Source organism: Cytobacillus sp. FSL R7-0680, from assembly GCF_038009245.1.
GTDB lineage: Bacteria > Bacillota > Bacilli > Bacillales > Cytobacillaceae > Cytobacillus > Cytobacillus kochii.
Genome location: NZ_JBBPAO010000002.1, coordinates 83,171 through 108,027 on the forward strand (window position 1 = coordinate 83,171; position 24,857 = coordinate 108,027).

Genomic DNA, 24,857 nt, shown 5'->3' on the forward strand with positions numbered 1-24,857 from the left:
TTTTTATCCAACACTCTTCACCCCATCTTTCGTTAAAATCTTCGTTGCTTTCACGATCCCATTTACAAATAGATGGGGTGTAATGATTTCTTCTGGAGATAGTTCACCAGGTTGCACAATTTCGTCCACTTCGGCAATCACATAATCAGCAGCTGTCGCCATCATCGGATTAAAGTTCCTAGCTGTTTTGTAATAAACAAGATTCCCTAATGTATCAGCTTTCCACGCACGAACTAATGCTACATTTGCTTTTAATGCGGGTTCAAAAATATATTTCACACCATTGATCTCTTTTTCTTCTTTTCCTACGGAAAGTTCAGTGCCTACACCGGTTTTCGTGTAATAGCCACCAATACCTGCACCACCTGCACGAATCGATTCTGCCAAAGTTCCTTGTGGAAGAAGCTCTAGCTCTAACTCACCTCTTTGATAGGCATCTCCCACATCTCGATTACTCGTAAAATAAGAGCCAATTCCTTTTTTTACTTTCTTTTGATTAACGAGTATACCTAAGCCTTTTCCCTTTTCACCGAGATTGTTAGAAATGATTGTTAATCCTGAGACGTCTTTTTGTGTAAGTTCATCAATTAATGACAGCGGTGCACCAATCAAGCCAAAGCCGCCAACCATGATTGTTTGATTGCTTTCCAATTTTTCAATTGCTTCTTTTGCCGTAGAAAAAATTTTCATTGCTCATGCCCCATTCTTAAAGAGTCGCTTGCTTCGAACCAAGCTGGAATACCGGCTGTCAATAAACAAATGGCACCTGTTTCAGCTAACTCGGGCTCTTCTGCCCCACTTCGTCTCGCTTTTTCCATCCACGTTCCCGCTATCTTACCATTGAGAACAGTAATATAAATACCGCTCATTAATAAAAGCTTGTTCTTACGAGAAACATGACCATCTCGGAGAATGACCTCTTCCATATCTCCGCCATCTTTTTTCGTTTGTAGCACGTTCTCAATAAACGCAGCATTCTCACTACCGATCATTTGTATATATTGACACAATATTTCTTCAACAGTATCTATATTTATTCGGTCTAATGTCTCGTCACCGACTAACTCACAAGCATATTGCATGGACTTTAAACCAGTTAGAAGAGCTTGTTGTCCATTATATAAATAACTAACTAATAAATATTCTGCTAATTCCGGTAACGAAGCTCCACCATCTATAGCACCCTTCGTATGGTAGACCATACTCCTTTCATATAATCTCGCCGCATTCATACCGACAAGTAATATATCTTTTTCTTTTACAGACAAAGCCCCCGGTTTCATAATGTCCCCACGGAGACTTGTATACTGATCGAGCATGTTTGGACTATAATCATGCATCTGTTGTACCCATCCAGGAACTTGATCATATACTTTTTTAAAATAGTCCAATCCCTTACTACTCATATTAATATCCCACCTTTTTATAAATGTTTATTTATACGCAAAAAGGCTACTTTAAACGAGACGCCTACAAAAAGGGTAAGAGTCTGAAGAGTTTAAAGTAGCCAGTATGTCCAATAGCTTAATTAAAAAAGTTCGTTTTCTAACGGCTAATGAATAGGCTTTCATTCTGTTTGTTTTTATTTTACACCACTTTTGAAAAATTTCAACTAGTCGCATCAATATTTCTTAAAAAAGCTTTTATGCTATTGTAAATTTCTGGTCTTGAAGTAAACACTAATGTATAGTGATTGCATGGCGTCGTTATTTTCTCTATTTGCTTAGCATATACCATTGTATCAATATAATCTTCTGCATGAAATAACGGGTCCATTGCACCAATTCCACCCTCTGCATGAACAAGAAAGACTGGGCAATTCACTTCTTTAAATATTTCTTTAGGATCAAATGTATAGAAACTGTCAAAATCGGTTTTAATCTTTCCTTCACTTGCATGATTTCTCCACTTTTGACCGATTTGATGAATCTCATATAAGCCAACGTTTTGCATATGCTCATCCCAAGGCACACCTAAGTTTTGATAAATTTGTTTAATCTCATCTAAGTATGCTTGTTCACTTTCATACGCTTTGCTCAATCGGGCAAGAGAGGGTTCAACAATCTTCTTTTGATGTGGTGTACATGTCGCTGCACCATCTAGCAAGATTAATCCTCGAACTTCAGATTGAAGTCTACTGGCCACAATAGAACAGATAAAAGCGCCCATACTATACCCCATCAAAATTGGTTGATCAATATTTAACTCTTTAATCAATGCTTCAACATCTAAAGCATGCTTCCATATGCTCGTATCCTCATCTGCATCCGCACTTTGCCCTCTACCTCTGACATCAATACTTACAATACGATAATCTTTTAAACTTTCTGCATAATAGTGCATTTGCATATAATTACCCGTTAACCCATGGACAGCAATTATCGTCCCTTTCTCACCTGGGTAATCAGCTATTTGTATACTTCGACCATTAATATTTTTTTGATAACATTCCATTATGACACCTCTTTATAAAAATATAAAACTAGTTATACTCCTTATTATTTGAAATGTCAAAAACTTTCCCCATCGTTATATCCTGTAAAATCCCTTGTTGATGTTGATGGTTATACTATAAATACCACTTGTTTTTTAGAGCAATTATAAGAATAAAAAATGATACGTTTAACTATTTACTTTTAGTCATCTTTTCGAATTTGATTAATAAATTATATTGAAAGTGGAAGAATCAAATGGATGATTTCTCTTAATCTTTTATTTTACAAATCAGCTAAAGTGGGTATAATGAATAGTAACTTGAAAGAAAGGTGGGGTACGGATGACTGGCAAAAAGATATACTCTTTTGGATTACTTATCATGTTCTGTGCATTTTTAGTTGTCCACTATCCTAGCGATCATTCAAGTTTGAGCACTTGGGGAGACCATCAGCATGCAGTCTTTAACGACTCCCATTTAAGTGATACCTCTCCATTAAAAGATGAGCTCAAAAAACATCCTCTTGTTTTCGAGCATGTTTCACTGATACTCATCAGCTTACTCTTACTTGGCATCTGCCAACTCGCTTATGTTTCTATGCAAAACAGTAGACATAAGCAGCCGATTTTCTTCCAATCTAATTATCTCTAATTATTCCTTAAATTTGTAAGAATATAACACAAATTTAAGGAGGATATGATAATGATTGTTCGTATGATTATGATTAGTATGTTTTCAATAACTGCAACTACACTTTTATTTTTCCAAGGATTAGAGATTTTTCAAGCTTTCTTCGACTATTATAAAAATAAATAAATACGTTAATTTAGCCGCTCACTTTACTTGAGCGGCTTTTATTTTAATCACTTCTATTCCTTGTTTTTAGAAACAACCATTAGCAGGGTAACTAATTATTATTCTAAAGTCATTGCGATTCGCCTCATAAACCACTAGATATTTTTTTATGGGCTTTGGTGGTATAGTAAAAAATGGGCAAAATCCATCCAGCCATACTGTTGAGATAGAACTAGATATTAAATTAAACAATAAAACAAGGTCGCCCATTCACTACAAGTAAAAAGACCAGAATAATTATCCTGGTCCCCTTCTATATAAAAGCTTTATTTCGCTTTTTCATGCCTTTTTTCTAAACGTTTTTCGATGACTTCAAGCTGATCTGGATTTTTTAATAACTCTTCTTTATTACGACGAACTAATTCGATGTATGATAACTTTTTCTTTCTCATAAATATTTCTCTCCTTATTTAAATGACTTTATTTTCTGAAAATAAAGTACATATCTTTTTAGAAGAAAACAGTTTTGTAAGATTTTCTGACAAAATTAATTGTCCATACAAAATCCTTTTGAGTTTTCTTTAAATTCAGATTAATATGAAACAGAAGAAATGTCAAGACTTTTGAACCAAAATGCTATCTTTATATAATTATGTCATAAAACCTTCACAAAATTTTAACAATTAAACAAACCTTATTAAATACTGTTTTATAACATATTCAAACAATATTGAGCTGTATTCATATAGGAGAATTTTCTTAGACCCATCAAATATCTGGTATATCAAAAACATATTGACATAAATACCCTTTTATATTACATTTTCTTATTTATTGATGTAATCTCCCCTCTTTAGCTAAGGTCCCAGACATAGAAAATTAACTATGAAAGCCAAATAAGCAAATTTTCTGTGGTAGAATAATCCATAAATAACCGGTTTGGCTGGTTTAATAATACATTTAGCGATAAGGAGAATTTACCTTGGAATTTAAACTATTAGAAATGAATGATTTAACTAAATGCTCGGAAACATTTATTGAAGTATTCAATGATGAGCCATGGAATGATGAATGGACATTTACAAAGGCTAAAAAATATTTACTGAGTTTTTATCAGACACCTGGATTTTTAGGCGTTTTAGCAGTAGAAAACGACGAAATTATCGGCTTTATTCTTGGTGTAAAAAGAGTATGGTGGAGCGGAGATGAGTTTTTTATTAATGAAATGTGTGTAAAAACACAAAGTCAAAATAATGGTATTGGAAAAGCGCTGTTAAATCATTTAATAAAAGAGCTTCATAACAGTAATATAAGTAACATTACACTTCTCACAGATAGAGGTATACCTGCCGAAGAATTTTATAAGAAAAATGGTTTTGAAGAAATAGAAAGAATCATTTTCTTGCATAAGAACATCCAACTTTAGTTCTAGAAGTAGATTTATCCATTTTAATTGGATAAGAAAAGACTGGTGTTATAACCAATTATTGATAATAAACACCCAAATTGTAAAAGAAGGTCTTTTACTAACCAGAGTTTCTTTAGTTAAAGAGCCCATCTCGATTGAGAAGGGCTTTAGGTTTATTCATCTCGATTATCATTATCATTCATATCTTCCGGGTCTTCCACCGCATCTTCTGGATCGGGATCACTATCTTTTTCATCATCTTTAAACATAGTATCATCTTCATCTACTCCAGGTATGTTCTCATCACCATTATTATCATTTTCTACACCATTATTGGTTTCTGGAGGTGGATTCTGATCTTGATCATCATTCGCTCCACATGCTGCTAACGAGAAAGACAATAAGATACTTGAAAGAATGAATAAAAACCTTTTTGCCATAACTTTCAACTCCTTTTAAATTATTGACTCTTTAGTCGTAAATATTTTCCCCTTTTATAAGAAAAATATTTATAAAAAAGTAAACCTCCCACTTAGAGGAGATCTACTTGGAAGGAGTTATACACCAATAGTATGTTCTTGAGGTATAGAAAGTATCCTTTTAATAAGGTTATTACTCATACTTAAAATATTGATCACCATAATTGAAGTTGACATCACTTCTTGTTAGTGCATCCAATACAGAAAAACGCATTCAGATTTTAGTACTAAAAGAGTAATATGACAGAGCCAAGCTGGTTGTTAAGTATCCGATAGAAGATGAAGTGAAGTCAACTAGACTAAAAACTCAAGATGGATAAACATACTATGGATATTTTTAAAGAACTTATTTGAAGTAACACTTGAAAAACGTAAAGATATAGATGAAATCTCAATTCACGGACTACACACGGAAGTATTTTGTTTTATAAAGGTATTTCTCTCTAAGGCATGCTGATGTAGATACAACCAATACACGCAGTTTAATAAGGGAATTAAGAAAAGTTGATGAGGATTTTACAGTGAAAGTTCTAGCAGCTTTATAATTCTTTTAAAAAATACCATTTACAAACACTCCTAAAACCTGATATTATAACCTATTGTTGACGTGGTTCGAAACCATCCCACGATAAAAAACTAGGAGTGTAATCAAATGAATATTAGAATGATTGTAGCTAATGGTCTTTTGGCTGCTATGTATATTGCCATATCAATGGTATTACAGCCAATTGCTTTTTCAGCTATTCAGTTTCGTTTTGCTGAGATATTTAATCATCTCATTGTTTTAAATCGTAAATTTATTTACGGCATTGTCCTTGGTGTTTTCTTAACGAACCTATTATTTTCACCAATGAAGCCATTTGATTTAACATTTGGGGTCGCCCATTCCATTATCTGTTTACTAATTAGCTTAGTACTTTTTAAATTTGTTAAAAATATTTGGTTACGGATGTTAGTAAACACCATCGTCTTTACTGTAATGATGTGGATTATTGCCTTACAATTAAAAATTGCTATTGGCCTTCCATTCTTATTCACATGGCTCACAACTGCCATTGGCGAATTTGCTGTTTTAATTATCGGGATGCCTATTATTTACTTTTTATATAAGCAGTTGTATAAAAGTAATTTAGATTTATCTAATGATATGAAAAAGCGTTCAACCTTTTAAAGAGGTGAACGCTTTTTTAATAACTCCAATCAAAATTTTACAATTGTTCTTTTTCTTCCTTTAATGCCTGATCTAAACGGTCGTCGTCTCCAGCTCCATCTTCATCAATTTTTTCTTTAGATAAGAACCAACCGCCTACTGCGATAAGAATAAGAACGATGTAGAACGTTGCTTTCCAAGCGGTTGAATGAGAGAACCCCTCCGGTAATACAGCCAGTGCAGGGTGTGCAAGAGTCGTAACTGCTAACTTTACACCTACCCAACCGACGATCAAAAAGGCAGTAATTTCTAACCCAGGACGTTTATGAAGTAAGTCTACAAAGATATTAGCTGCAAACCTCATAATAATTAGCCCAATCATACCACCTGCAAATACAACGAGGAATTGTCCTGTATCCATACTTCCAATTGTACCAATACCAGTTGGTGGTAATGCCATCGCTAAAGCAATTGCTGCCAAGATTGAGTCTATTGCAAAGGCAATATCAGCTAACTCAACTTTAAGAACCGTCATCCAAAAACCTGATTTCTTTTTCGGCTTGGCTGAAGGATCAGGCACGTCATGCTTTTTGACCAGAAACTTCCGGAATATATGATTCGCTGCGATAAAGATTAAATAAATTGCACCTAATGCTTGAATTTGCCATACATCAACAAGAAATGAAATAGCGAATAATGAAGCAAACCTAAATACAAACGCTCCAGCTAAACCATAAAATAATGCTTTCTTTCTTTCCTTTTCAGGTAAGTGTTTGACCATAATGGCTAGAACAAGTGCGTTATCCGCTGCTAATAATCCTTCTAATACGATAAGAACTAAAAGCACCCAACCATACTCTAATAATAATGCTGCTTCCAAATGAATTTCCTCCTTCATTTATGTAACATCCCCTGCGAATATCATCTTCAAGTAAGAAAAACAGTATTAGCATTTGCTTAACCTTCCCTGTTTATTTCACTTAAAAACAAAAAACCTTTACCGATATTCGGTAAAGGTTTAAAACATAAAAGACCTTCACCGAATTTGGTAAAGGTCTTGCTAACAACGATCAGAATTGTTGCCAACAAAGCCGAGAGCATGATACTCCGAATTGACGACTTTGCTGTAAAAGCTACTCCCCTTTGGAGATGCTATTCATTTGATACCTCTATCATATGCAATCATACCTCAGCTGTCAATCATTTTTTTGCTGTTCATGTATTTTTATTAAATGGGCTAATAGTTTTGGTAAAGTTTCGAAAGCAAAAGGAATTTGCAGACGCTCTGTTTTTTGATGTGCATCCCTTCCCATTGGTCCAACATTAATTACAGGGGCAGTTATCTTTGCCATTTCCTTAAATGGGATTGAATACAATTTCTCTCCTCCTGGCAAATTATCGTTATAAATATCCATATCCTTTAAATCAGCATGTAGGCCCGCATAACTCAAATCAGATATCCCATTGAAATAATTGACTGGGTGAATACGCTCTTGATATTTTGTGTCAGCAAAATCTATTAAAGAAGAAGATAATTCAGCAATACACTCATTCTCACTAGAATTAACAGCAGGATAATACGGTGGGGCATAAAATAAAATAATCATCGGACCTAATTCTTGACACAGCATTGCCAATTGGTCGACAATTTGTATCGTTTGATCACGAATATCGCCCTCGGTCTCTTTGGCAATCGATTGCTCTAGTATATCTATATACTCTGCACTTGTTTTCTTGACTGCGTAAGCCCTGATTTCCTCATACAAATAAACGTGAATATGTGATAACTGTGACTCATCCAAACCATTTAATCGATATTTATCTCTTATAAATGCTTCCATTTTATCAGCGGCCTTTATAGCCACTTCCTTCATTTCATGCATGACATCAACAGGATTTCTTTTCATTAATAACACATTATAAAGACTTGCTGAACGATGAGGAATTTGTGTCGTATAGCCTTTTTTCAAATCTCTTTGCCAAAGCAATGTCGGTGGAGGAGACATCACACCATTTACCTGTTCTGAAAGCTCTTCATTCCACTCAACTTCATTCGTTAAAATAGATGACATCCAACAAGCATTCATCCCAGAAAACGGCTCACCGACATGAGATTCTTTCCCAAAACACAATGCTCCCGGCATAATTTTGCCTATCGTTCCTGTATAAAAATAATGATTATTATCTTGGGGAACTTGAGAAAACATCGGCTCGGAATTTAAATATAATGTATAATTGAGGCAATGTTCTTCTCCAAGAGAAACTAATCTTGGAATCACTTCTCTCATACCAACTGAATTCACTTCCTCGTCTGGGACAGCTACTAATAACAAATTGATGTTCCAGTCTTCATTCGCCGCTTTTTCTAACAAAGACATATGTTGAACTAATCCGCATTTCATATCCATCATACCTCTACCAAACAACCAATCTCCACTAATTAAATCTTCTTTTGCATCTTCCGGTAAGGTATCAAGACGATTATGCAGCTCTCTCGTCAATTCAACAGGATTAAAAGCGAGATGCTGCAGGTCACCATAGTCTTCAATATCTACTACGTCAAAATGACTAATCATCACTACCGTTTTTTCTGCTAAGTTATTTTTATATAGAGCCGTTAATATAGAACGACCATCTGAAGTCGGATGATTCACTACATACCCGGGATATTTTTGGTAATAAGGTAAAGATTTTAATACTTGTTCCACTCTTAAAGGAAAGTATTTCTCTCCTGGTGAAAGGCTAACACTATCAATGGATACAAGCTCTAATAAAGTGGCCAACATTTGACTTTTAGATTGAATAAACATTTCTGTGCTCATATCACTTGCCCCCCTTATTATTTTCATCACCTAGGTTGTTGCCCTGAGATACTATATGCTTATGAATTAGTATAATGATGCGTGTTTTTTACTACTGTTTAAAGAATATATTAGTCCTTTGTACCAGCTAAGTAAATATATTTTTAGAAAATTGGAAAACGGGGTATATGTTAAACAATTAAAAACTTTAACAGAAACTACTCGCAGTATTCATTCACATTCAGTAACTTAGGTATAGATAACACAAAGAACCTGCATATACACTTTTCTACCAGTGTATATGCAGGTTTCCCTACAGACCCCTAACATAGCTTTATCCAATTGGTAATGCGACCTCTGCAAAAAATTCTTCATACAATGCCTGAACAGCTTTCTTCTCATCTACTTCTTTAACCGCAAACATCATACTTACCTCTGAAGATCCTTGGTTAATCATTTCAATATTAACATCCGCTTTGGCTAAAGCATTCGCAGCCCGAGCCATCGTGCCAATGTTATGACGCATACCTTCGCCAACAACCATAATCAACGCCAAACTATGTTGAATATGTACTTCATCGGCTACTAATTCACTTTCTAAACGTTTAAGTAAAACTTCTTCTTCATCTTCTTGTAGTTGATTCTCTTTAATAATCACAGTCACATCGTCTATACCAGATGGTGTATGTTCATAACTAATCCCGAACTCTTCTAAAATGGCATATAATTTTCGACCAAATCCGATTTCACGATTTAATAAATATTTACTGACATAAATACTACAAAAACCAGTAGCACTCGCAATACCGACAACTGGCCCATTTTGATTTTCTCTTGTCCGTAAAATCGTCGTGCCCCTTGCCCTTGGATTATTCGTATTTTTGATTTGCACAGGGATTCCTGCTTGAATGGCAGGTATAAGCGCCTCTTCATGTAAAACAGTAAAACCTGCATACGATAATTCGCGCATTTCTCGATAAGTTAATTCTTTAATTTCTTTTGGCTGTTCAACGAAAGTTGGATTTACTGAAAAGACTGCATCCACATCGGTGAAATTTTCATATACATCTGCCTTTACCGCATATGCTAAAATCGACCCGGTGACATCAGAACCACTACGAGAAAAAGTAAATATCCCTCCGTTTTGGCCATAACCAAAAAACCCTGGAAAAATAATCAGTTCACAAGACTCACGTAGACGTCTAAGCTTTTCATAAGATTTAGGTAACACTTGCGCATTGCCATGCTCATTTGAAACAATTAGCCCTGCTTCTCTAGGATTCATATACTTAGCTTTCACGCCTTGTTCTTGGAAATAGCATGCAACCAATTTAGCATGGTTATCTTCTCCACTTGCTTTTATACAATCTAAGTATTGTTCAGGGTTGTTTTTATCTCCAGCCAGCCTCACTAATAAATCATTTTGAATCGTCTCAATGATGGTTGGCGGTAGTATAAGGTCGTCAGCAATTTCTTTATACCGAGCGACCACTTGCTCAATATAAGGACTCGGATCTTCATTATTGATTGCATGCAAACCACATGAAATAAGTAAATCAGTAACCTTTGTATCATTCTCATGTCTTTTACCCGGAGCCGACACCACAATTATTCTTCTTTCATTGTCAGAATGCACAATATCAAACACACGCTTTATATGCTTAGCATCGGCAAGCGATGAACCGCCAAATTTAACAACTTTCATCAAGACATCTCCCAATTTATTCTCTATTTTATATCTTCATTCTACTACTGAATGAGAAATAATCAAGAACTTTTTCTACTCAGTGAGAACAAATGTATTTTTAGAAAGGACATAAATGTGATGAAATGAACAATTTGTTAGTAGATACCAATGCGAAAAATTCTTGTTTTTGTAAAGAAAATCAGTGAAAATACCACTCATTTTTCTTCAAATGCCAATGATATGCTTTTTCTTAACAACAGCTAGTTGAAAATAATTTAAGCACTACTTCTAAACAATCTTTAATCGATATTTTCCTATTGCAACTATTACTCCATTCCTTACTTCAGCACTTTTGTCTTTTACTGACCTTAGGAAACTTATCTAAAAACACCGTAGACATAGTCTACGGTGCTTCAGTTCATTCATACGGGTATTTTATCAGCTATATTGATTAAATATATTGCTTTGGTGTTTGAGACTTCTCCGTCATCCATTCATATTGCTTCCATTTTAACTCAAATAATTTTAATGGATCATGGTAGACTTCTGGATTACTTCTCATTATCTCTAGTTCTTTGTTATCATTTGCAATTGTCATATGAGATTCTTTTACTGTTTCTTCTAATACCGCAAATGGTGATTGGAAAAACATTTGAATATCACGATCCAACGCTTTCTCAAAAAGTTCAAATTGCTGGATAAAGTTGTCTGTAATTTGACTTGCTACTTCACGATAGTCCTCATTGTCAACAAATTGTTTATACTTATTGTAAAGCATTGTTTTATTTTGTGGGATGAGTCCAAAGATCTTCCCTGCGCTTTTCAATAGCATTTGCGTTGGTGTATGACGTAGCATAATATTCGCTTTATCTAACCTTACAGTACCGTGAGTCAGGCGGTCAGCATCGCGCTTCCAATCTTCGAGAATACGGAAATCACAGTTTAATTGTAATTTTTCAAAGCCGTATAATTCATTGAAGCTATCCGCCATCTCTACTAAGAAAGCCTGGCCTGTCAAAAATTCTTGCTCACTTTCCATAATCCAAGCTTGAATGGATTCCCTATATTCCGGTAATACCTTTTCGGATATATACTGTTGGACTCGTTCATTCATTTCATTATTCAACTCGATATGAAGCTTACTAAAGTCACTATCTTCTCGAATCAATTGGCTACACTCACGTAAAATATCTGGAATAGCTGCGGCTAGCTTATCTTCCATCGTCTTTTTAATATCACGATAAGAGTGACTGATATTTTTCACTTTTTCTTCTTCCATATCTTCTAATTGATGAATAGCACCATTCAACTTTGTTAACATTTCTTCATGCCAGTTCATATCATCAATTAGCGCATTTTCTTTTTCTATTCGTTTATCAAGAAGAAACTTAATCGATTTTTGAATATAATGCAGCATCTTCTCTGTCCGCTCTTGCATTAAATGACGTCCTTCATTCAATCCAGCTAAAAATACTGCAAAATCTTTCAACTGTTCTGTTGGATCATATTGCGGTGAGTAAGCAAAGATTGTTGCTCTTGGAAAATAGGTAGAAACTCTATCAGCAGTTTCATCCATCCACTGCATGGCTTCTTCCTCACTACTAGCTGCATCCATATGATTTAAAATAAAATGCACCGGTAGACTAGGTGATTGCTCTCTAATTTTTACGGCAACATCTAATTCTCTATCTGTTAACGGATACTCTGCATTTAAGATAAATAACAGGCTATCGGCAAAATGCAAATATTGAAATACATCATTTCTAAACTTGTTACTGCTAGAAAGGCCTGGTGTATCCATAACCGCCATTCTTTGTTGCGATAGGAAAGGTAGAGAATGTTTATAATCGACCAATACTTGGTCCGATCGTTTTTCTCCTGTTCTTAAATCATCCATAGAGTCAAGCGGGATAATAGCAGTATCAGAAATAGAAGTGAGTTCTTTATAATCAGCATGCTTATACATCACAGTTGCCGTTGTATTCTCTGCTTTCACATAATCTCCAAGTAATTCTTGGACAAACTCAGTCTTTCCACTCCCAGACATCCCCGCAATGATGACATGATTTGTTTCTAAATCAAGTAGTTCTTTTACCATCCATTCAAATCTTGCACCCATTAATACATCGTGTTTCCTTGCCCACTCCATGATGGATTGGAATAATTGATAATTCTCTTCAAGTGTATGCTCCACTGGCGCTGCTTCTTCTATCATTCTTTCCGCATCATTCATCACTTCAGCATCAAAACTCTTAGTAAATAGATCACTCCATGCAAGAACTGAAGCCGATGCAATAAGGCGGTAAGTATCTGAAGAGATTCTCAACCAGTTTTGCAAATGAGGTGGAACGATTTTAGAAATCTCTTTTATTTGTTTTTCGCCATTTATTAATTCGAAATAAGTATCATGATAAATAACCGATAATTCGTTCCAATGATACCCGCTTTGTGTATCTAACTTTTGCATAAGTTGGTTAAATTCATCTAACCAATTAAAATAGTATTCTTCCCCTTTATAGCTTTGCCAAAATGCGACAGATACAGCTTCGAACTGGCGAACATCATTTTGATAAAGAATCGTTAACGCCTCAATAAAATACTTGGGAGCCGTTTTTTTCGTTTTCCCTTCTATAACATATCCCTTTAATGTGTGGAACCAGCTAATTTCTTGCGTTCTCATGGCTTCATTTACAGCTAATTCCACTGCATTTTGCCAATCTTGATGGTCTTCAAAAAAGACGCGTGCGATTCTTGTTACATCTGGATAATCCGGATTTAAGAAGACTGCTTTTTTAATTGCATCTACTGCCTTCTCTAATTTTCCCTGTTGTATGTATAGAGAGAATAATTGGAGGAGTACTTCTATCTTCAATACATCTGAATCTGTATCAATTGATAAATAAATTTCCTCTGCAGTACCTAATAGGTCTAATTCAAAATAGGCATCTGCGACATTTTTCCGTGCCCATGGTTGAAACTCATTATCTATATTTTCCCATTTAAAGATGGCCGCTTCATAATCTTTATGATGAAAATATACTTCACCTTGTGCAAACCGAATCATTGTCAGGTCTGGCGATTCTTTTAAATTCTCTTGCATATAAGCATTCCCTAATACTTCAACGGGATGTGTATGTTCATGATTAATTGTAAATGTGTCATGGAATTGTTTATTAATTAATTGATTTTCTATACTCATGATTGTTCCCTCTCTTTGCAATTTAGGATAGAACCATTATCCTATCTGCTTCTATCCTGTTATTCTAACAAAATAATCACTGCAAATAATTTCATTTAGCTATCATTTTTGATACATAAATGTTGAAGAATGTAATATTTTTAACTTACATTTATATTATTCGTTGCATTGTTACCTTTTTTGCACGTTGAATAGGAATTAGTTTTTGATAGGATTATATTTTTTAGAGTATGCCGAGTTTATACTATACATACCTCTCATCAATTTCTTTAAAATGAAACCTTTTTTATCCTGAAACGTCTATAATCTTAGTGAAAGGAGCGTCATACGATGAAGAAAAAATCGAGGGTTTTAACTATTATTACAACTATTACCCTATTATTCTCATTACAAACCACTGTTTTTGCTTCAACAGGGTCAGCCGATTCTGAGGAAAGTATTAATGAGAAATATGGATTACCAATTGTTGCCTATGGTGAGGCTTTAAGTTCAAGCCAGAAAGAGGAAACCAAAAAGCTATTAGGTGTAAAAGAAAACAGTAAAGTAGAAGAAATTATTATTACTGCTGATGATATTGTTCATTATATTAAAGGTGATCCCCGCTCTAATATGTATTCCTCCGCGAAGATTACGCGCACAGATACAGGTAAGGGTGTAATCATCAACCAAATGACACCTGAAAACATTACTGAAGTAACTGATGAAATGTATGCCAATGCCTTACTTACAGCTGGTATAGAAGAAGCCATAGTTGATATCGCTTCTCCGGTAAAAGTCAGTGGTCACTCAGCTTTAGTTGGAATATACAAAGCCTATGACCAAGGTGAAGGCGAGAAGTTAGATGAGGAAAGAACAGAAGTAGCTAACGAAGAACTAAGTATTGCGACAAATTTAGCAAAAAAAGAAGGTATGGACCAAGAGAAGGTAACCGAACTGCTCACTGAAATCAAAAAAGAAATAGCTGAGCAAAACCCTGCAACAAAGGAAGATATCCAACAAATTGTTGATGAACAAATGCAAAAGCTAGAAATACAGCTTAGCGAAGAAGACCGCAAGCTCCTTTATGACCTTTTTGAAAAAATGCGAGAACTTAATATTAACTTTGATAATGTCAAATCCCAATTAGAGGATTTGGCCAATAGTGTACAGGAAAAAATTTCAGAAGCAGTTGGTGATAAAGGTTTTCTTCAAGCTGTATCTGACTTCTTTAAGAATTTAATCGATTCTATAAAAGGAATTTTCTCCTAATAAATTTGAACCAACTCCAATTACGGAGTTGGTTCTTCTCTTTTTGAAAGATTTCGGTAGGACAAACAAGACCAATTTTGTGAAACTCACTTACTTTTTTATTTCTAAAGTAGTAAATGCATGATAGCTAACTATCAATATATAAGTGAAGAGACACCATGCGGGTAATCACAATAGATAGCTGGGGAAATCGAGGGTGCACGGGCTTCTTTGGGTATTCAGCATAGTTAGCTGAGCACAAATCGAAATTGCTCGGCCTTCTTGGGAGTTTTCAGCTTACTTAGCTGGGCAAAACTCATGTGTTTGGCTATCACTTGAATTTCTGGCAGCAAACCTCCATAACTTTGTTAATCACCCAAGGGAACCAAACGATTGACATATAGCCTTTCTTCATTGACAATCACCAAACGATGCTATTTCTAACTAAAAATCTGCCATCAAATTCAATCGGAACGCCTTTTCCGTCTTTTTCAGCATGAATATGTAGATGTGGTTCTGACGTATTACCTGAATTGCCAACTAAACCGATTGGCTCGCCTACTTCTACCCTGTCACCTGATTGCACACGTACACTACCTTCTTGCATATGTGCTAGTAAAACCTCTACACCTTCACAGGATATAACAACTGAATTACCTGCTGCATTTTTAGGGTCTGCATTGGGAGGGACTAAATCTGCTAAATCATTCTCCGCTTGGACAACCTCTCCAGTACACGGACTTGTTAGCTCATCACCGAATATTTCGTATTTATCCAACTCATTGGGATAAATTCCAGTTGCTCGACTACCTAGCGCATTTAATTTCACGATATCTACCGCATAGGCTTGACTCTCATGATCATGATGATAATTGATTTGGACATGACTGCCACCTTGCCCAACATAATAAACCCCATCATGCAGCGGGAAATCTAACTGTACTGCCTTCATATTCGTCGAGAACCCACTAAATGTCGATACATTATAATAACCAAAAACAAGAATAAGAAGCCCGTAAATGACCATTGATATTTTTTGCGATAAATTGAATTCTGTCTTAAACGGTAGTTTGTTCACTTTCTTCCAAGATAAAAATACAGCAGCAATGAAAAAGACCAAAATAAGAAATCGTAAGTAGTAACTAAACAAATCCCAAGGAGAGGAAAAGAACAGCCAAAGGATGAGTAAACTTGTCATCGTAGCCTGTAAAAGCCAGTCTAGCTTACTATGAACCTTTCCTTTCCATAATGAAAAAGAAAAAACAACAGGTAAAACAAACTGAATAAATAATAAAAAAAGGATATCAAAGGTCATCGAATGTCTCCTTTTCTCGTAAAGTTATATAAATTACGTCTGACGACTATTAAATGTTCCCCCTTTTTTTTATGAAAATGACTTTTGACCCTGTAGAGCGACTGAATAAAGTACCTTCATTGCTCAGATATATTTTGTAATAACCTCTCCACTCTGTCCAAACTAATAGATAAAACAAGCATTGATCCTATGCCCCAAAAGTGCCAATATCTTGTATTATGAAAGAGAAAAACTGCTCCAATGATAAACATTAGTAAGGAAAAAACGATACCAAGTAAGACTTTCTTATCTTTCAAAATAGTCGTTTTTAAAGAAACTCTCCTTTTTCTTACTACAATAATAGCCAAGAAACACATTCCTAAAGCAATAATGTGCATAATTCCATTTCCGTTTCTACCTAATTGATCAGATGTTAAAAATAACAAAAAGCTTCCAACTACAATCATGCTCACACTTAAAATGACGCGCATTTCACCCCTCACTCCCTCTACTTAAACATCGGATCCACTCATATTCAATTGCAGGTAGCCCTTCTTCGTTATCACTATTAAAGGCTATCTTTTTAAATTCTTTGCCTTCGTAAAACTGCTGTGCTTTTTTGTTTACTTCGAAAGTATATAATTTTAAACGCCCGCATGAACGAGCTTTCGCATGCTCTAATAATGCCCCACCAATTCCCAATCCTTGATGAGCTAAATGTACATATAGTTGATTAATCTCGCCTTCATTATAAGCAATCATGCCAATTGGCGTTTCATTTAGCACCGCTAAATCTACTTGAAATTGTTTTGTTAACATATGATTGAGAAAATAGATATGCCCTGTCATACTATGTATTTCCTTTTGACCAATAGCAGCTTCTTTACTCTCCCTCCAAAAGCTAACTGTCGAGAGGGCATACTTCTTTTCATAAGCAATGATTCGCCAGTCTTTCACCATATAACTCTCCCCTTCATTGTCCAACCCTTATATATATTCATGACAAAAAGATGATCCCCTCCTTTTTTATATGGAGAAAAACTTTTTAAGCGCGCTTTTTTTGTATATAATAGATAGAATCAACAGGCACTTTATTTATAGGCTTATTCAGATTAAAATAAGGTAAAGAACAAGGTAGAAAGGCTGATATCGGATTGGAACAATCAAACTTTATTCGTACAATTATTAAAGAAGATTTAGAAAATGGAAAGCGCGACACTGTTGTAACCCGTTTCCCACCTGAACCAAATGGCTATCTTCATATTGGACATGCCAAATCCATCATTATTAACTTTGGTTTAGCAGACGATTTTAACGGGCAAACAAACTTACGCTTTGACGATACAAACCCACTAAAAGAAGACCAAGAATATGTCGATGCCATTAAAGAAGATGTAAAATGGCTCGGGTATGATTGGGAAGAGCTACATTATGCATCTAATTACTTTGATGAAATGTATAACCGTGCAGTGCTTTTAATTAAAAAAGGCAAAGCATATGTCGATGATTTAAACCAAGATGAAATTCGTGAGTACCGTGGGACTTTAACTGAGCCTGGTAAAGAAAGTCCTTATCGTAACCGTTCAATTGAAGAAAACCTAGACCTATTCGAAAAAATGAAAAACGGGGAATATGAAAACGGTCAAAAAGTTTTGCGTGCAAAGATAGATATGTCATCACCAAACTTAAATTTACGCGACCCTGTCATTTACCGTATCTCTCATGCGACTCATCACAATACGGGTGATACATGGTGTATTTATCCTATGTACGCTTTTGCCCATCCGCTTGAAGATGCAATCGAAGGTGTAACGCACTCATTATGCACGACAGAATTCGAAGATCAACGTCCTCTTTATAATTGGGTTGTAGCGGAATGTGAAATGGAAAACCAACCACAACAGATTGAATTCGGACGCTTAAATATTACAAATACAGTAATGAGTAAGCGAAAACTAAAGCAATTAGTAGATGAAGGAATTGTTGATGGCTGGGATGACCCAAGAATGCCAACGATATCGGGTCTGCGTCGCAAAGGGTATACTGCTAGTGCCATTCGTGAATTTGTTCAAGAAACTGGTGTCTCTAAAGGTAGTGGTGCAGTGGATGAAATGATGCTTGAGCACTATGTGCGCGAGGATTTAAAACTCAGTGCCCCACGAACAATGGGAATCTTGAAACCTTTAAAAGTTGTAATCACCAATTACCCTGAAGGCGAATCCGAGTGGTTAGAAGCGGAAAACAATCCTGAAAACGAGGAAATGGGCACAAGACAAATTCCATTCTCTCGTGAAATATATATAGAACAAGAGGACTTTATGGAAAATCCTCCAAAAAAATATTTCCGTCTTTTCCCTGGAAATGAAGTGCGCTTAAAGCATGCTTATTTCATCAAATGTAATGATGTGATTAAAGATGAAGATGGTAATGTTGTTGAATTACACTGCACTTATGATGTTGAAACGAAAAGTGGTACAGGTTTTACAGGTCGTAAAGTCAAAGGTACATTACACTGGGTTGATGCAAAAAGTGCCATCCCTGCTGAATTCCGTCTATATGAACCTTTAGTATTAGACGAGCAAATGAAAGAAGAAGCATCAGAAGACAAAGATTTCTTAGACTATATTAATCCAAATTCACTTGAAGTGGTGCAAGGATTTATTGAACCAAACTTGAAAGATGTTCAACCACAAGATAAATTCCAGTTTTTCCGTCACGGTTACTTCAATGTCGATTCTAAATATAGTACACCTGAAAAACCAGTCTTCAACCGAATTGTATCGTTAAAAAGCTCTTTTAAGCTAAATAAGTAAGATATCTTACGCGAATGGTTCTACTTAATGAATCATTCGTGTTTTTCGTGATCTGATCTTTACACCGTTCACTTTATAGATTATTTACTTGTCCCTTCACTAAGGGAATGCTAAGGAACTTATAAAAAGACAAAAAGAATGTTGAAATTAGCTTGCATCAATATGCGAGAGCGTTAATTCTTTCTCACATTTGTAAGCCCTTATTGCCCTACTCATTTCTCTATTCCTCCAACTATTAGTCGTGATTTCTCCTTTTGCCCTACTCATTTCTCTATTCCTCCAACTATTAGTCGTGATTCCTTCATTTGCCCTACTCATTTCTCTATTCCTCCACTTATTAGTCGCGATCTCACCATTTGCCCTACTCATTTCTTTATTCCTTCACTTATTAGTTGCGATTCTTCCTTTTGCCCTACTCATTTCTTTGGTTCTCCATCTATTAGTCGCGATTTCTCCTTTTGCCCTACTCATCTCTTTATTCCTTCATCTATTAGTCGCGATTTCTCCTTTTGCCCTACTCATCTCTTTATTCTCCCAACTATTAGTCGCGATTTCACCATTTGCCCTACTCATTTTTTATTCCTTCACCTATTAGTCGCAATTTCTCCCTTTTACCCTACTTCGATTTCTCTATTCCTTCACTTATTAATCGCGGAAACCCTTAATCATCATTCTACTTCATCGCCCTATTAACTTACCTGGCAAGCCGGTTTTTTTCGTCTTTCAGATTGGCCAACATTTCTGATAATTGCAATGATATTTATGAAGCATTTTGCTTGCCAACACTTTTTCCTTATAAAAAAAATGGTTCGCTACCTTACCTAAATTACGGTACTTTGTTTTCTATATTTTTTGTATATGTGTTACTTTAAACCCTTCTTCATATTTAAGACCGTATCCTAAGGCTCTATCCATACTAATGTGAGCAGACCAGATCAAAGATACCATCAATAATATAGGTTCCTTTATTACAAAATAAATTCCTAAAATCAATAGGGGGAAAATAAATGTATGGCCTATATTATAGAGAATCACCCCTACTTTTTTGTTGAGGAGATAGCCAAACATAAAGACGTCTGGTAAAAACAAAAAAATAACAAAGGCTAGTATTGAGAATTCCCAAGTAATATAAGCTACTACTGTTAATAATAGTAAAAGAATATATTCCCATTTAACAATAATGCGATTACTCATTTTCCACACCACCTATTTTCATCTGTTCATATACATGGTGAATGAGTTGATCTAAGTTTCTTTGGTTCTCTTTAAAGTTTCCTTCCTTTATCATGAAACGAATCTCTTTTAAAGCTTCCAAAGCAACTGTCAAAAAGTGAAGTTTCTCTTCAACACTATCAACCTTTACACCTATTAACTGCTCCGATTTTATTTTACAATCCTCTGACGGCTGAGTCCGATCTAATATAAACAGTTCACTGATTTCTTGTAAAGAGAATCCTAATTGTTTTAACACAATGATATATTTGAGTTCTCTTTCATTTTTGTCTGTATATAATCGATAGCCATTTTCAGATCTTTCTGGAGTAATTAAACCGATTTTTTCATAGTAACGGATTGTCTCACTAGAAATATCATATTGAGAAGCGATTTGTTTAATATACATTTCCTTCCTCCTTTTCTTCTTATTTTGAAGATAACATTGGAGCTTACTACAAGGTCAATATATTTTTGAATTTTTCCAATCTTTATCTTGCATCACAGCGATACAATCATTTCTAAAAAATGTGATACGACATACACTTAATAAGATAAAGAGTTGAAAGGTGATGACCATGTACCCTTATTCATATAATGAAGTGCGAAACAAAGAACGAAGATTACATGTGAATGGTTTAGGAAGACTTTCCGTCCAACCTGATATAGCCACTATTCATATCGGTGTCATATCGGAAAATGAAGAAATACAGATAGCTGAAAAGGAAAATACACAAGCCACAGAATCTTTCCTTTCTGCTTTAAAACAAGCCGGTATCAATGAAAAGCAAATACAAACGACTCACTTTAATGTACAGCCCATCTACCATCAACAAGATGATTCTTCGCAGATTTCAGGCTATCAAGTGACAAATGAAGTCCGCGTTACCGTCAGTCAACTTAATCAAATAGGTACAATTATTGCTTTAGCAATGGAACACGGAGCCAATCAAATAAATAGTCTTGAATTTGGATTAACGGAGAAACAGAAGTGGTATTATAAGGCATTAAATGAGGCATTAGTGGATGCGATAAGTAAAGCCCAATCTATAGCTAATGTTTTAAATGTAACAGTAGATCTTACCCCGATAAAGATTACCGAAGACAGCAGACAAATACAGCCCTTCACACAGAAAATTGCTCTTCAATCTATTGCTTCTCCGCCCATTGAACCTGGTGAAATCATCGTGGAAGCCATAATAACTGCCGTTTTTCGTTATTCATAACATGCATCTTAATCATTCATGGTGTATGATGGTCGTATAGAAATGGAGGCCATTACATGTTTTATCGACTGACAAAAGAACAGCAACAACAAATGATTGAAGAAATCCAACAGTTTTTTCTTCAGGAAAAAGACGAGGATCTTTCCGAATTCGCTGCTGAACGTGTGTTAGATTTTTTTAAAGAATCACTCGCCCCTCACTTTTACAATGCAGCTATCCAAGAGACTCAATCCATGCTAAAAGAACAGTTTGCTAGTATTGAAGATGAGGTATTAACCTTAGAACGCCCCATTCGACGTTAATAAAAAAAAGTGGCCAATTCAGCCACTTTTTTGTCTATTCCATTTATTGATAGTTGGATACAAATTCATCACAGAAATCGGTCATAACCACCTCAACGCCTTGGTTGAGTAGTGATTGAGCATCGGACCATCGATTAATTGTATAAGTACGTAATGGGATTTTGTTTTCTATTGCCTGTATACCATGTATGGATTGCACAAATTCTTTTTGACAATGAATAGCATCGGCTCCAATATTCTGAGCTACCTTAATTGCATTAGCATGTATACCTAGAATTAAATACCCTGTATTTATTTCATTATCTAATGTTCGTATTCTCTTCACACTCTCAGGGTTAAAAGATGAAAGAATGATTCGATCTCTTAAACCATATTGCTCAATTAAAGTTAACACCTTCTCCTCCATACCATCGTAACGAAAGACATCATTTTTCAATTCTACATTTATAACCAATTCATTATTCTCCTCTTTCGCCCATTGAAAAACCTCTTCTAATCGTGGGATTCTCGCATGGTTAAATTCGGTGTTAAACCAGCTCCCTGCATCAAATTGCACAATATCTTTATATTTAAAATCCCTGATAAACCCTGTACCATCTGTTGTCCGATTGATTTTCTCATCATGAATGATGACAAGTTCACCATCTTTAGATAATTGGACATCTAATTCGATTCCGTGAACACCAGCTTTTCTTGCAGCTTCAAAAGCAAGCATTGTATTCTCCGGAAAGCGACCACTTAATCCACGGTGGGCAAATATCATTGCTCAACCATCCTCTCCCTTTTCTACAATTGTATAAAAATTATTTAAACACAGTATGAATCGTTTGTAAAAATTCCTTTTTATTGATGTTAAAGATTAATCGAATGTAAGCAGGGTATACTCTCATATAAAGACATGTAAAGGAGATAAAATCTTATGAGAGAGTATGATTCTGAGCAACATTATATGCCTATCACCTCAACAACGAGCGGTATGATTGTTAATTCTGCAGAAGGTGTTGATTATATAAACATTCAAATCGTTAATGTTTGTTTTGTTAAAACAGCAGAGGATGCATGGGTCCTTGTTGATGCTGGTATGCCAAAATCAGCCCAAAAAATTATTGAAGCTGCAGAAGAATTATATGGAAAGGGTGCGAAACCTGTTGCGATCATATTAACACATGGACATTTTGATCACGTAGGTGCGATTCATGAGCTATTAGAAGTATGGAATGTCCCTGTTTATGCTCATTCGATGGAATTACCTTATTTAACTGGTCGGAAAGATTATCCAGAACCTGATAATACAGTTGATGGTGGATTATTAGCTAAGTTTTCGAATTTATTCCCTAATGAAGGTATTAATATTTCACAACATGTAAAACCGTTACCAAGAGACGGTCATATTGACGAAATGCCCGGTTGGCAGTGGATTCATACTCCTGGACATACAGAAGGTCATATCTCGCTTTACCGCAAAAGCGATGGTGTCTTAATTGCTGGAGATGCCTTTTGTACCGTTAAACAAGAGTCCCTTTTTAAAGTGATGACACAGGAGCAAGAAATTAGTGGTCCCCCAAGGTATTTAACCACTGATTGGCAACTAGCAAAAGAATCTGTCAGAAAACTCTCTGACCTTAATCCTCATATCGCCATCACAGGACATGGTATTCCTATGGCTGAACAAACTCTCCAACAAAGCCTTATTACTCTTGTAAGGGAGTTTGATGACATCGCAATGCCTGAAACTGGTAGATATATAAAAGACGACGAATAATAGTAATATTCAATATCTTTTATTTCGGTATCCTGAAGATTTTGCTATTATTAAGGGTAGACTTGAAAAATTTCTACCGATGGAGGATACCTTATGTCTAAAAGAAAAATGATTATCACACAAAACTTAAGCGAGGAACTTAAAACAGCCATTACAGAAATCACTCCTGATTGGGAACACATCATAGGGAAGGATAACGAAGTTTGGGAGAGTCATATGAAGGATGCAGAAGTGATTGTTGCTTGGAAACATCGTATGCATGATACCTATGCGAATAATGCTAACCTTCGTTGGATTCAAACATGGAGTGCTGGTGTGAATTATTTGCCACTCGAAGACTTTGACAAGAAGAACATCCTTCTAACAAGTGCAAACGGGGTACATGCTTATCCAATTTCGGAGACGATTTTTGCATTGATGTTAGGTTTAACAAGAAGTATCGACCGTTATGTTAAACAACAACAAGAAAAAGTATGGGATGGAACTGGTAACAAACTCGAAATGCATGGAAAGACCATCGGTATAATTGGTGTTGGAATGATTGGACAAGAAACTGCTCGAATTGCCAAAGCGTTTAATATGCATGTCATTGGTGTTAGACATTCAGGCAAACCTGTCGATTACGTAGATGAAATGTATACTTCACTGGAACTTGACGACATCCTACCTAAATGTGATTATATTGTCGTCACCCTGCCTTTAACGAAGGATACATACCATATGTTCAGTAAAGAACAGTTCAAACGCATGAAACAAACAGCTTTTTTTATTAATATTGGACGCGGTGAAATTGCTGATGAAAACGCACTTTATCATGCTCTTTCAGAAGGAGAAATTAAAGGTGCTGGTATTGATGTTTTTGAAAAAGAGCCGCTCCCTGAAGATAGTCCATTATGGGGATTAAATAACTTAATCATCACCCCACATACATCTGGCTCAACCGAACATTACAACGAAAGAGTCATTAAAAACATCTTCATTCCTAACCTAAAAAAATATTTGAATGGCGATGCTCTCGATACGAATGTAGTGGATTACAAAAAAGGATATTAAAAAACAAAGTCCGAA

The 24,857-nt window shown here is 35.4% G+C and carries 25 protein-coding genes and 1 riboswitch; of the genes, 9 read left to right on the forward strand and 16 right to left on the reverse strand.

Annotated elements, in window-relative coordinates; translation table 11 throughout:
• Positions 1–3: 3 nt before the first annotated feature.
• From MKY26_RS22525 to MKY26_RS22535, 3 genes are all read right to left on the reverse strand, one after another.
• Entirely contained in the window at positions 4–690 is a 687-nt protein-coding gene (locus MKY26_RS22525; RefSeq protein WP_307317116.1) for a CoA transferase subunit A, read from the reverse strand.
• Positions 687–1,406 (reverse strand): carboxymuconolactone decarboxylase family protein, encoded by a 720-nt coding sequence (locus MKY26_RS22530; protein WP_307317118.1) that lies wholly within the window; start codon positions 1,404–1,406, stop codon positions 687–689. The genes MKY26_RS22525 and MKY26_RS22530 overlap by 4 nt, the downstream gene beginning before the upstream one ends.
• Before the next feature lie 202 nt (positions 1,407–1,608).
• Positions 1,609–2,454, reverse strand: coding sequence for an alpha/beta fold hydrolase (locus MKY26_RS22535; RefSeq protein ID WP_095370306.1), 846 nt, complete (start codon positions 2,452–2,454; stop codon positions 1,609–1,611).
• Between the two features lie 322 nt (positions 2,455–2,776).
• Here MKY26_RS22535 and MKY26_RS22540 point away from each other — a divergent pair, with 322 nt between their 5' ends.
• Positions 2,777–3,085, forward strand: coding sequence for a hypothetical protein (locus MKY26_RS22540; RefSeq protein ID WP_095370307.1), 309 nt, complete (start codon positions 2,777–2,779; stop codon positions 3,083–3,085).
• Between the two features lie 470 nt (positions 3,086–3,555).
• On the opposite strand, the gene MKY26_RS22545 is transcribed toward MKY26_RS22540, so the two are convergent.
• Positions 3,556–3,681: an FbpB family small basic protein gene (locus tag MKY26_RS22545; RefSeq protein ID WP_095370308.1), complete on the reverse strand. Its 126-nt coding sequence runs from the start codon at positions 3,679–3,681 to the stop codon at positions 3,556–3,558.
• Between the two features lie 530 nt (positions 3,682–4,211).
• On the opposite strand from MKY26_RS22545, the gene MKY26_RS22550 reads away from it, so the two are divergent.
• On the forward strand, positions 4,212–4,655 hold the full coding sequence (locus MKY26_RS22550) for a GNAT family N-acetyltransferase (RefSeq protein ID WP_095370309.1): 444 nt from the start codon (positions 4,212–4,214) through the stop codon (positions 4,653–4,655).
• Between the two features lie 155 nt (positions 4,656–4,810).
• Here the strand turns inward: MKY26_RS22550 and MKY26_RS22555 are convergent, their stop codons facing one another.
• Positions 4,811–5,077: a hypothetical protein gene (locus MKY26_RS22555; RefSeq protein ID WP_095370310.1), complete on the reverse strand. Its 267-nt coding sequence runs from the start codon at positions 5,075–5,077 to the stop codon at positions 4,811–4,813.
• A gap of 640 nt (positions 5,078–5,717) precedes the next feature.
• Positions 5,718–5,762, forward strand: a riboswitch (PreQ1 riboswitch).
• Positions 5,763–5,768: 6 nt separating this feature from the next.
• Between MKY26_RS22555 and MKY26_RS22560 the strand changes: the two genes are divergently transcribed.
• Positions 5,769–6,287 carry a QueT transporter family protein gene (locus tag MKY26_RS22560; protein WP_307317121.1) on the forward strand — a complete coding sequence of 173 codons (519 nt, stop codon included), beginning with the start codon at positions 5,769–5,771 and terminating at the stop codon, positions 6,285–6,287.
• Between the two features lie 37 nt (positions 6,288–6,324).
• On the opposite strand, the gene MKY26_RS22565 is transcribed toward MKY26_RS22560, so the two are convergent.
• The 4 genes from MKY26_RS22565 to MKY26_RS22580 all read right to left on the reverse strand — a co-directional run bounded on the left by MKY26_RS22565 (position 6,325) and on the right by MKY26_RS22580 (position 13,953).
• Positions 6,325–7,164, reverse strand: coding sequence for a TerC family protein (locus tag MKY26_RS22565; protein WP_411674999.1), 840 nt, complete (start codon positions 7,162–7,164; stop codon positions 6,325–6,327).
• 298 nt (positions 7,165–7,462) lie between these two features.
• Positions 7,463–9,088, reverse strand: a complete 1,626-nt coding sequence (locus MKY26_RS22570; RefSeq protein WP_341099283.1) for a M20/M25/M40 family metallo-hydrolase — start codon at positions 9,086–9,088, stop codon at positions 7,463–7,465.
• A 313-nt stretch (positions 9,089–9,401) separates the two neighbouring features.
• Positions 9,402–10,772, reverse strand: coding sequence for an aspartate kinase (locus tag MKY26_RS22575; protein WP_095370313.1), 1,371 nt, complete (start codon positions 10,770–10,772; stop codon positions 9,402–9,404).
• Between the two features lie 433 nt (positions 10,773–11,205).
• Complete coding sequence (locus tag MKY26_RS22580) at positions 11,206–13,953, reverse strand: GTP-binding protein (RefSeq protein WP_307317128.1); 2,748 nt, start codon at positions 13,951–13,953, stop codon at positions 11,206–11,208.
• A gap of 330 nt (positions 13,954–14,283) precedes the next feature.
• Between MKY26_RS22580 and MKY26_RS22585 the strand changes: the two genes are divergently transcribed.
• Positions 14,284–15,201 (forward strand): DUF1002 domain-containing protein, encoded by a 918-nt coding sequence (locus tag MKY26_RS22585; protein ID WP_307317131.1) that lies wholly within the window; start codon positions 14,284–14,286, stop codon positions 15,199–15,201.
• A gap of 400 nt (positions 15,202–15,601) precedes the next feature.
• Here MKY26_RS22585 and MKY26_RS22590 read toward each other — a convergent pair whose 3' ends face one another.
• From MKY26_RS22590 to MKY26_RS22600, 3 genes are all read right to left on the reverse strand, one after another.
• Entirely contained in the window at positions 15,602–16,495 is an 894-nt protein-coding gene (locus MKY26_RS22590; protein WP_341099288.1) for a M23 family metallopeptidase, read from the reverse strand.
• A 116-nt stretch (positions 16,496–16,611) separates the two neighbouring features.
• Positions 16,612–16,965, reverse strand: a complete 354-nt coding sequence (locus MKY26_RS22595; RefSeq protein ID WP_341099290.1) for a hypothetical protein — start codon at positions 16,963–16,965, stop codon at positions 16,612–16,614.
• 1 nt (position 16,966) lies between these two features.
• Positions 16,967–17,434: a GNAT family N-acetyltransferase gene (locus tag MKY26_RS22600; protein ID WP_341099293.1), complete on the reverse strand. Its 468-nt coding sequence runs from the start codon at positions 17,432–17,434 to the stop codon at positions 16,967–16,969.
• A gap of 194 nt (positions 17,435–17,628) precedes the next feature.
• Between MKY26_RS22600 and MKY26_RS22605 the strand changes: the two genes are divergently transcribed.
• Complete coding sequence (locus MKY26_RS22605) at positions 17,629–19,287, forward strand: glutamine--tRNA ligase/YqeY domain fusion protein (RefSeq protein ID WP_307317141.1); 1,659 nt, start codon at positions 17,629–17,631, stop codon at positions 19,285–19,287.
• Between the two features lie 147 nt (positions 19,288–19,434).
• On the opposite strand, the gene MKY26_RS22610 is transcribed toward MKY26_RS22605, so the two are convergent.
• From MKY26_RS22610 to MKY26_RS22620, 3 genes are all read right to left on the reverse strand, one after another.
• Positions 19,435–19,605, reverse strand: a complete 171-nt coding sequence (locus tag MKY26_RS22610; protein ID WP_341099294.1) for a hypothetical protein — start codon at positions 19,603–19,605, stop codon at positions 19,435–19,437.
• 525 nt (positions 19,606–20,130) lie between these two features.
• Positions 20,131–20,481 carry a DUF4260 domain-containing protein gene (locus tag MKY26_RS22615; protein ID WP_341099296.1) on the reverse strand — a complete coding sequence of 117 codons (351 nt, stop codon included), beginning with the start codon at positions 20,479–20,481 and terminating at the stop codon, positions 20,131–20,133.
• Positions 20,474–20,908, reverse strand: coding sequence for a MerR family transcriptional regulator (locus tag MKY26_RS22620; RefSeq protein WP_095370320.1), 435 nt, complete (start codon positions 20,906–20,908; stop codon positions 20,474–20,476). Before MKY26_RS22620 ends, MKY26_RS22615 begins: the two co-directional genes overlap by 8 nt.
• Before the next feature lie 163 nt (positions 20,909–21,071).
• Between MKY26_RS22620 and MKY26_RS22625 the strand changes: the two genes are divergently transcribed.
• Entirely contained in the window at positions 21,072–21,725 is a 654-nt protein-coding gene (locus MKY26_RS22625; RefSeq protein WP_340978120.1) for an SIMPL domain-containing protein, read from the forward strand.
• Positions 21,726–21,781: 56 nt separating this feature from the next.
• Positions 21,782–22,027 (forward strand): DUF2164 family protein, encoded by a 246-nt coding sequence (locus MKY26_RS22630; protein WP_095370322.1) that lies wholly within the window; start codon positions 21,782–21,784, stop codon positions 22,025–22,027.
• A 43-nt stretch (positions 22,028–22,070) separates the two neighbouring features.
• Here the strand turns inward: MKY26_RS22630 and MKY26_RS22635 are convergent, their stop codons facing one another.
• A complete protein-coding gene (locus MKY26_RS22635) occupies positions 22,071–22,790 on the reverse strand; it encodes a glycerophosphodiester phosphodiesterase (RefSeq protein ID WP_095370323.1) in 720 nt (239 codons plus the stop codon).
• A 156-nt stretch (positions 22,791–22,946) separates the two neighbouring features.
• Here MKY26_RS22635 and MKY26_RS22640 point away from each other — a divergent pair, with 156 nt between their 5' ends.
• Both MKY26_RS22640 and MKY26_RS22645 read left to right on the forward strand, forming a co-directional pair.
• Positions 22,947–23,789 carry an MBL fold metallo-hydrolase gene (locus MKY26_RS22640; protein WP_341099300.1) on the forward strand — a complete coding sequence of 281 codons (843 nt, stop codon included), beginning with the start codon at positions 22,947–22,949 and terminating at the stop codon, positions 23,787–23,789.
• A 93-nt stretch (positions 23,790–23,882) separates the two neighbouring features.
• A complete protein-coding gene (locus MKY26_RS22645) occupies positions 23,883–24,842 on the forward strand; it encodes a D-2-hydroxyacid dehydrogenase (RefSeq protein ID WP_341099302.1) in 960 nt (319 codons plus the stop codon).
• Positions 24,843–24,857 lie beyond the last annotated feature (15 nt).

Coding starts and splice junctions, on each gene's coding strand:
- MKY26_RS22630 (WP_095370322.1), top strand. CDS start 21,782: ATGTTTTATCGACTGACAAAAGAACAGCAACAACAAATGATTGAAGAA.
- MKY26_RS22565 (WP_411674999.1), bottom strand. CDS start 7,164: ATGAAGGAGGAAATTCATTTGGAAGCAGCATTATTATTAGAGTATGGT.
- MKY26_RS22540 (WP_095370307.1), top strand. CDS start 2,777: ATGACTGGCAAAAAGATATACTCTTTTGGATTACTTATCATGTTCTGT.
- MKY26_RS22590 (WP_341099288.1), bottom strand. CDS start 16,495: ATGACCTTTGATATCCTTTTTTTATTATTTATTCAGTTTGTTTTACCT.
- MKY26_RS22585 (WP_307317131.1), top strand. CDS start 14,284: ATGAAGAAAAAATCGAGGGTTTTAACTATTATTACAACTATTACCCTA.
- MKY26_RS22575 (WP_095370313.1), bottom strand. CDS start 10,772: ATGAAAGTTGTTAAATTTGGCGGTTCATCGCTTGCCGATGCTAAGCAT.
- MKY26_RS22555 (WP_095370310.1), bottom strand. CDS start 5,077: ATGGCAAAAAGGTTTTTATTCATTCTTTCAAGTATCTTATTGTCTTTC.
- MKY26_RS22525 (WP_307317116.1), bottom strand. CDS start 690: ATGAAAATTTTTTCTACGGCAAAAGAAGCAATTGAAAAATTGGAAAGC.
- MKY26_RS22545 (WP_095370308.1), bottom strand. CDS start 3,681: ATGAGAAAGAAAAAGTTATCATACATCGAATTAGTTCGTCGTAATAAA.
- MKY26_RS22610 (WP_341099294.1), bottom strand. CDS start 19,605: ATGAGTAGGGCAAATGAAGGAATCACGACTAATAGTTGGAGGAATAGA.
- MKY26_RS22535 (WP_095370306.1), bottom strand. CDS start 2,454: ATGGAATGTTATCAAAAAAATATTAATGGTCGAAGTATACAAATAGCT.
- MKY26_RS22560 (WP_307317121.1), top strand. CDS start 5,769: ATGAATATTAGAATGATTGTAGCTAATGGTCTTTTGGCTGCTATGTAT.
- MKY26_RS22620 (WP_095370320.1), bottom strand. CDS start 20,908: ATGTATATTAAACAAATCGCTTCTCAATATGATATTTCTAGTGAGACA.
- MKY26_RS22640 (WP_341099300.1), top strand. CDS start 22,947: ATGAGAGAGTATGATTCTGAGCAACATTATATGCCTATCACCTCAACA.
- MKY26_RS22635 (WP_095370323.1), bottom strand. CDS start 22,790: ATGATATTTGCCCACCGTGGATTAAGTGGTCGCTTTCCGGAGAATACA.
- MKY26_RS22600 (WP_341099293.1), bottom strand. CDS start 17,434: ATGGTGAAAGACTGGCGAATCATTGCTTATGAAAAGAAGTATGCCCTC.
- MKY26_RS22625 (WP_340978120.1), top strand. CDS start 21,072: ATGACCATGTACCCTTATTCATATAATGAAGTGCGAAACAAAGAACGA.
- MKY26_RS22615 (WP_341099296.1), bottom strand. CDS start 20,481: ATGAGTAATCGCATTATTGTTAAATGGGAATATATTCTTTTACTATTA.
- MKY26_RS22570 (WP_341099283.1), bottom strand. CDS start 9,088: ATGAGCACAGAAATGTTTATTCAATCTAAAAGTCAAATGTTGGCCACT.
- MKY26_RS22595 (WP_341099290.1), bottom strand. CDS start 16,965: ATGCGCGTCATTTTAAGTGTGAGCATGATTGTAGTTGGAAGCTTTTTG.
- MKY26_RS22580 (WP_307317128.1), bottom strand. CDS start 13,953: ATGAGTATAGAAAATCAATTAATTAATAAACAATTCCATGACACATTT.
- MKY26_RS22645 (WP_341099302.1), top strand. CDS start 23,883: ATGTCTAAAAGAAAAATGATTATCACACAAAACTTAAGCGAGGAACTT.
- MKY26_RS22530 (WP_307317118.1), bottom strand. CDS start 1,406: ATGAGTAGTAAGGGATTGGACTATTTTAAAAAAGTATATGATCAAGTT.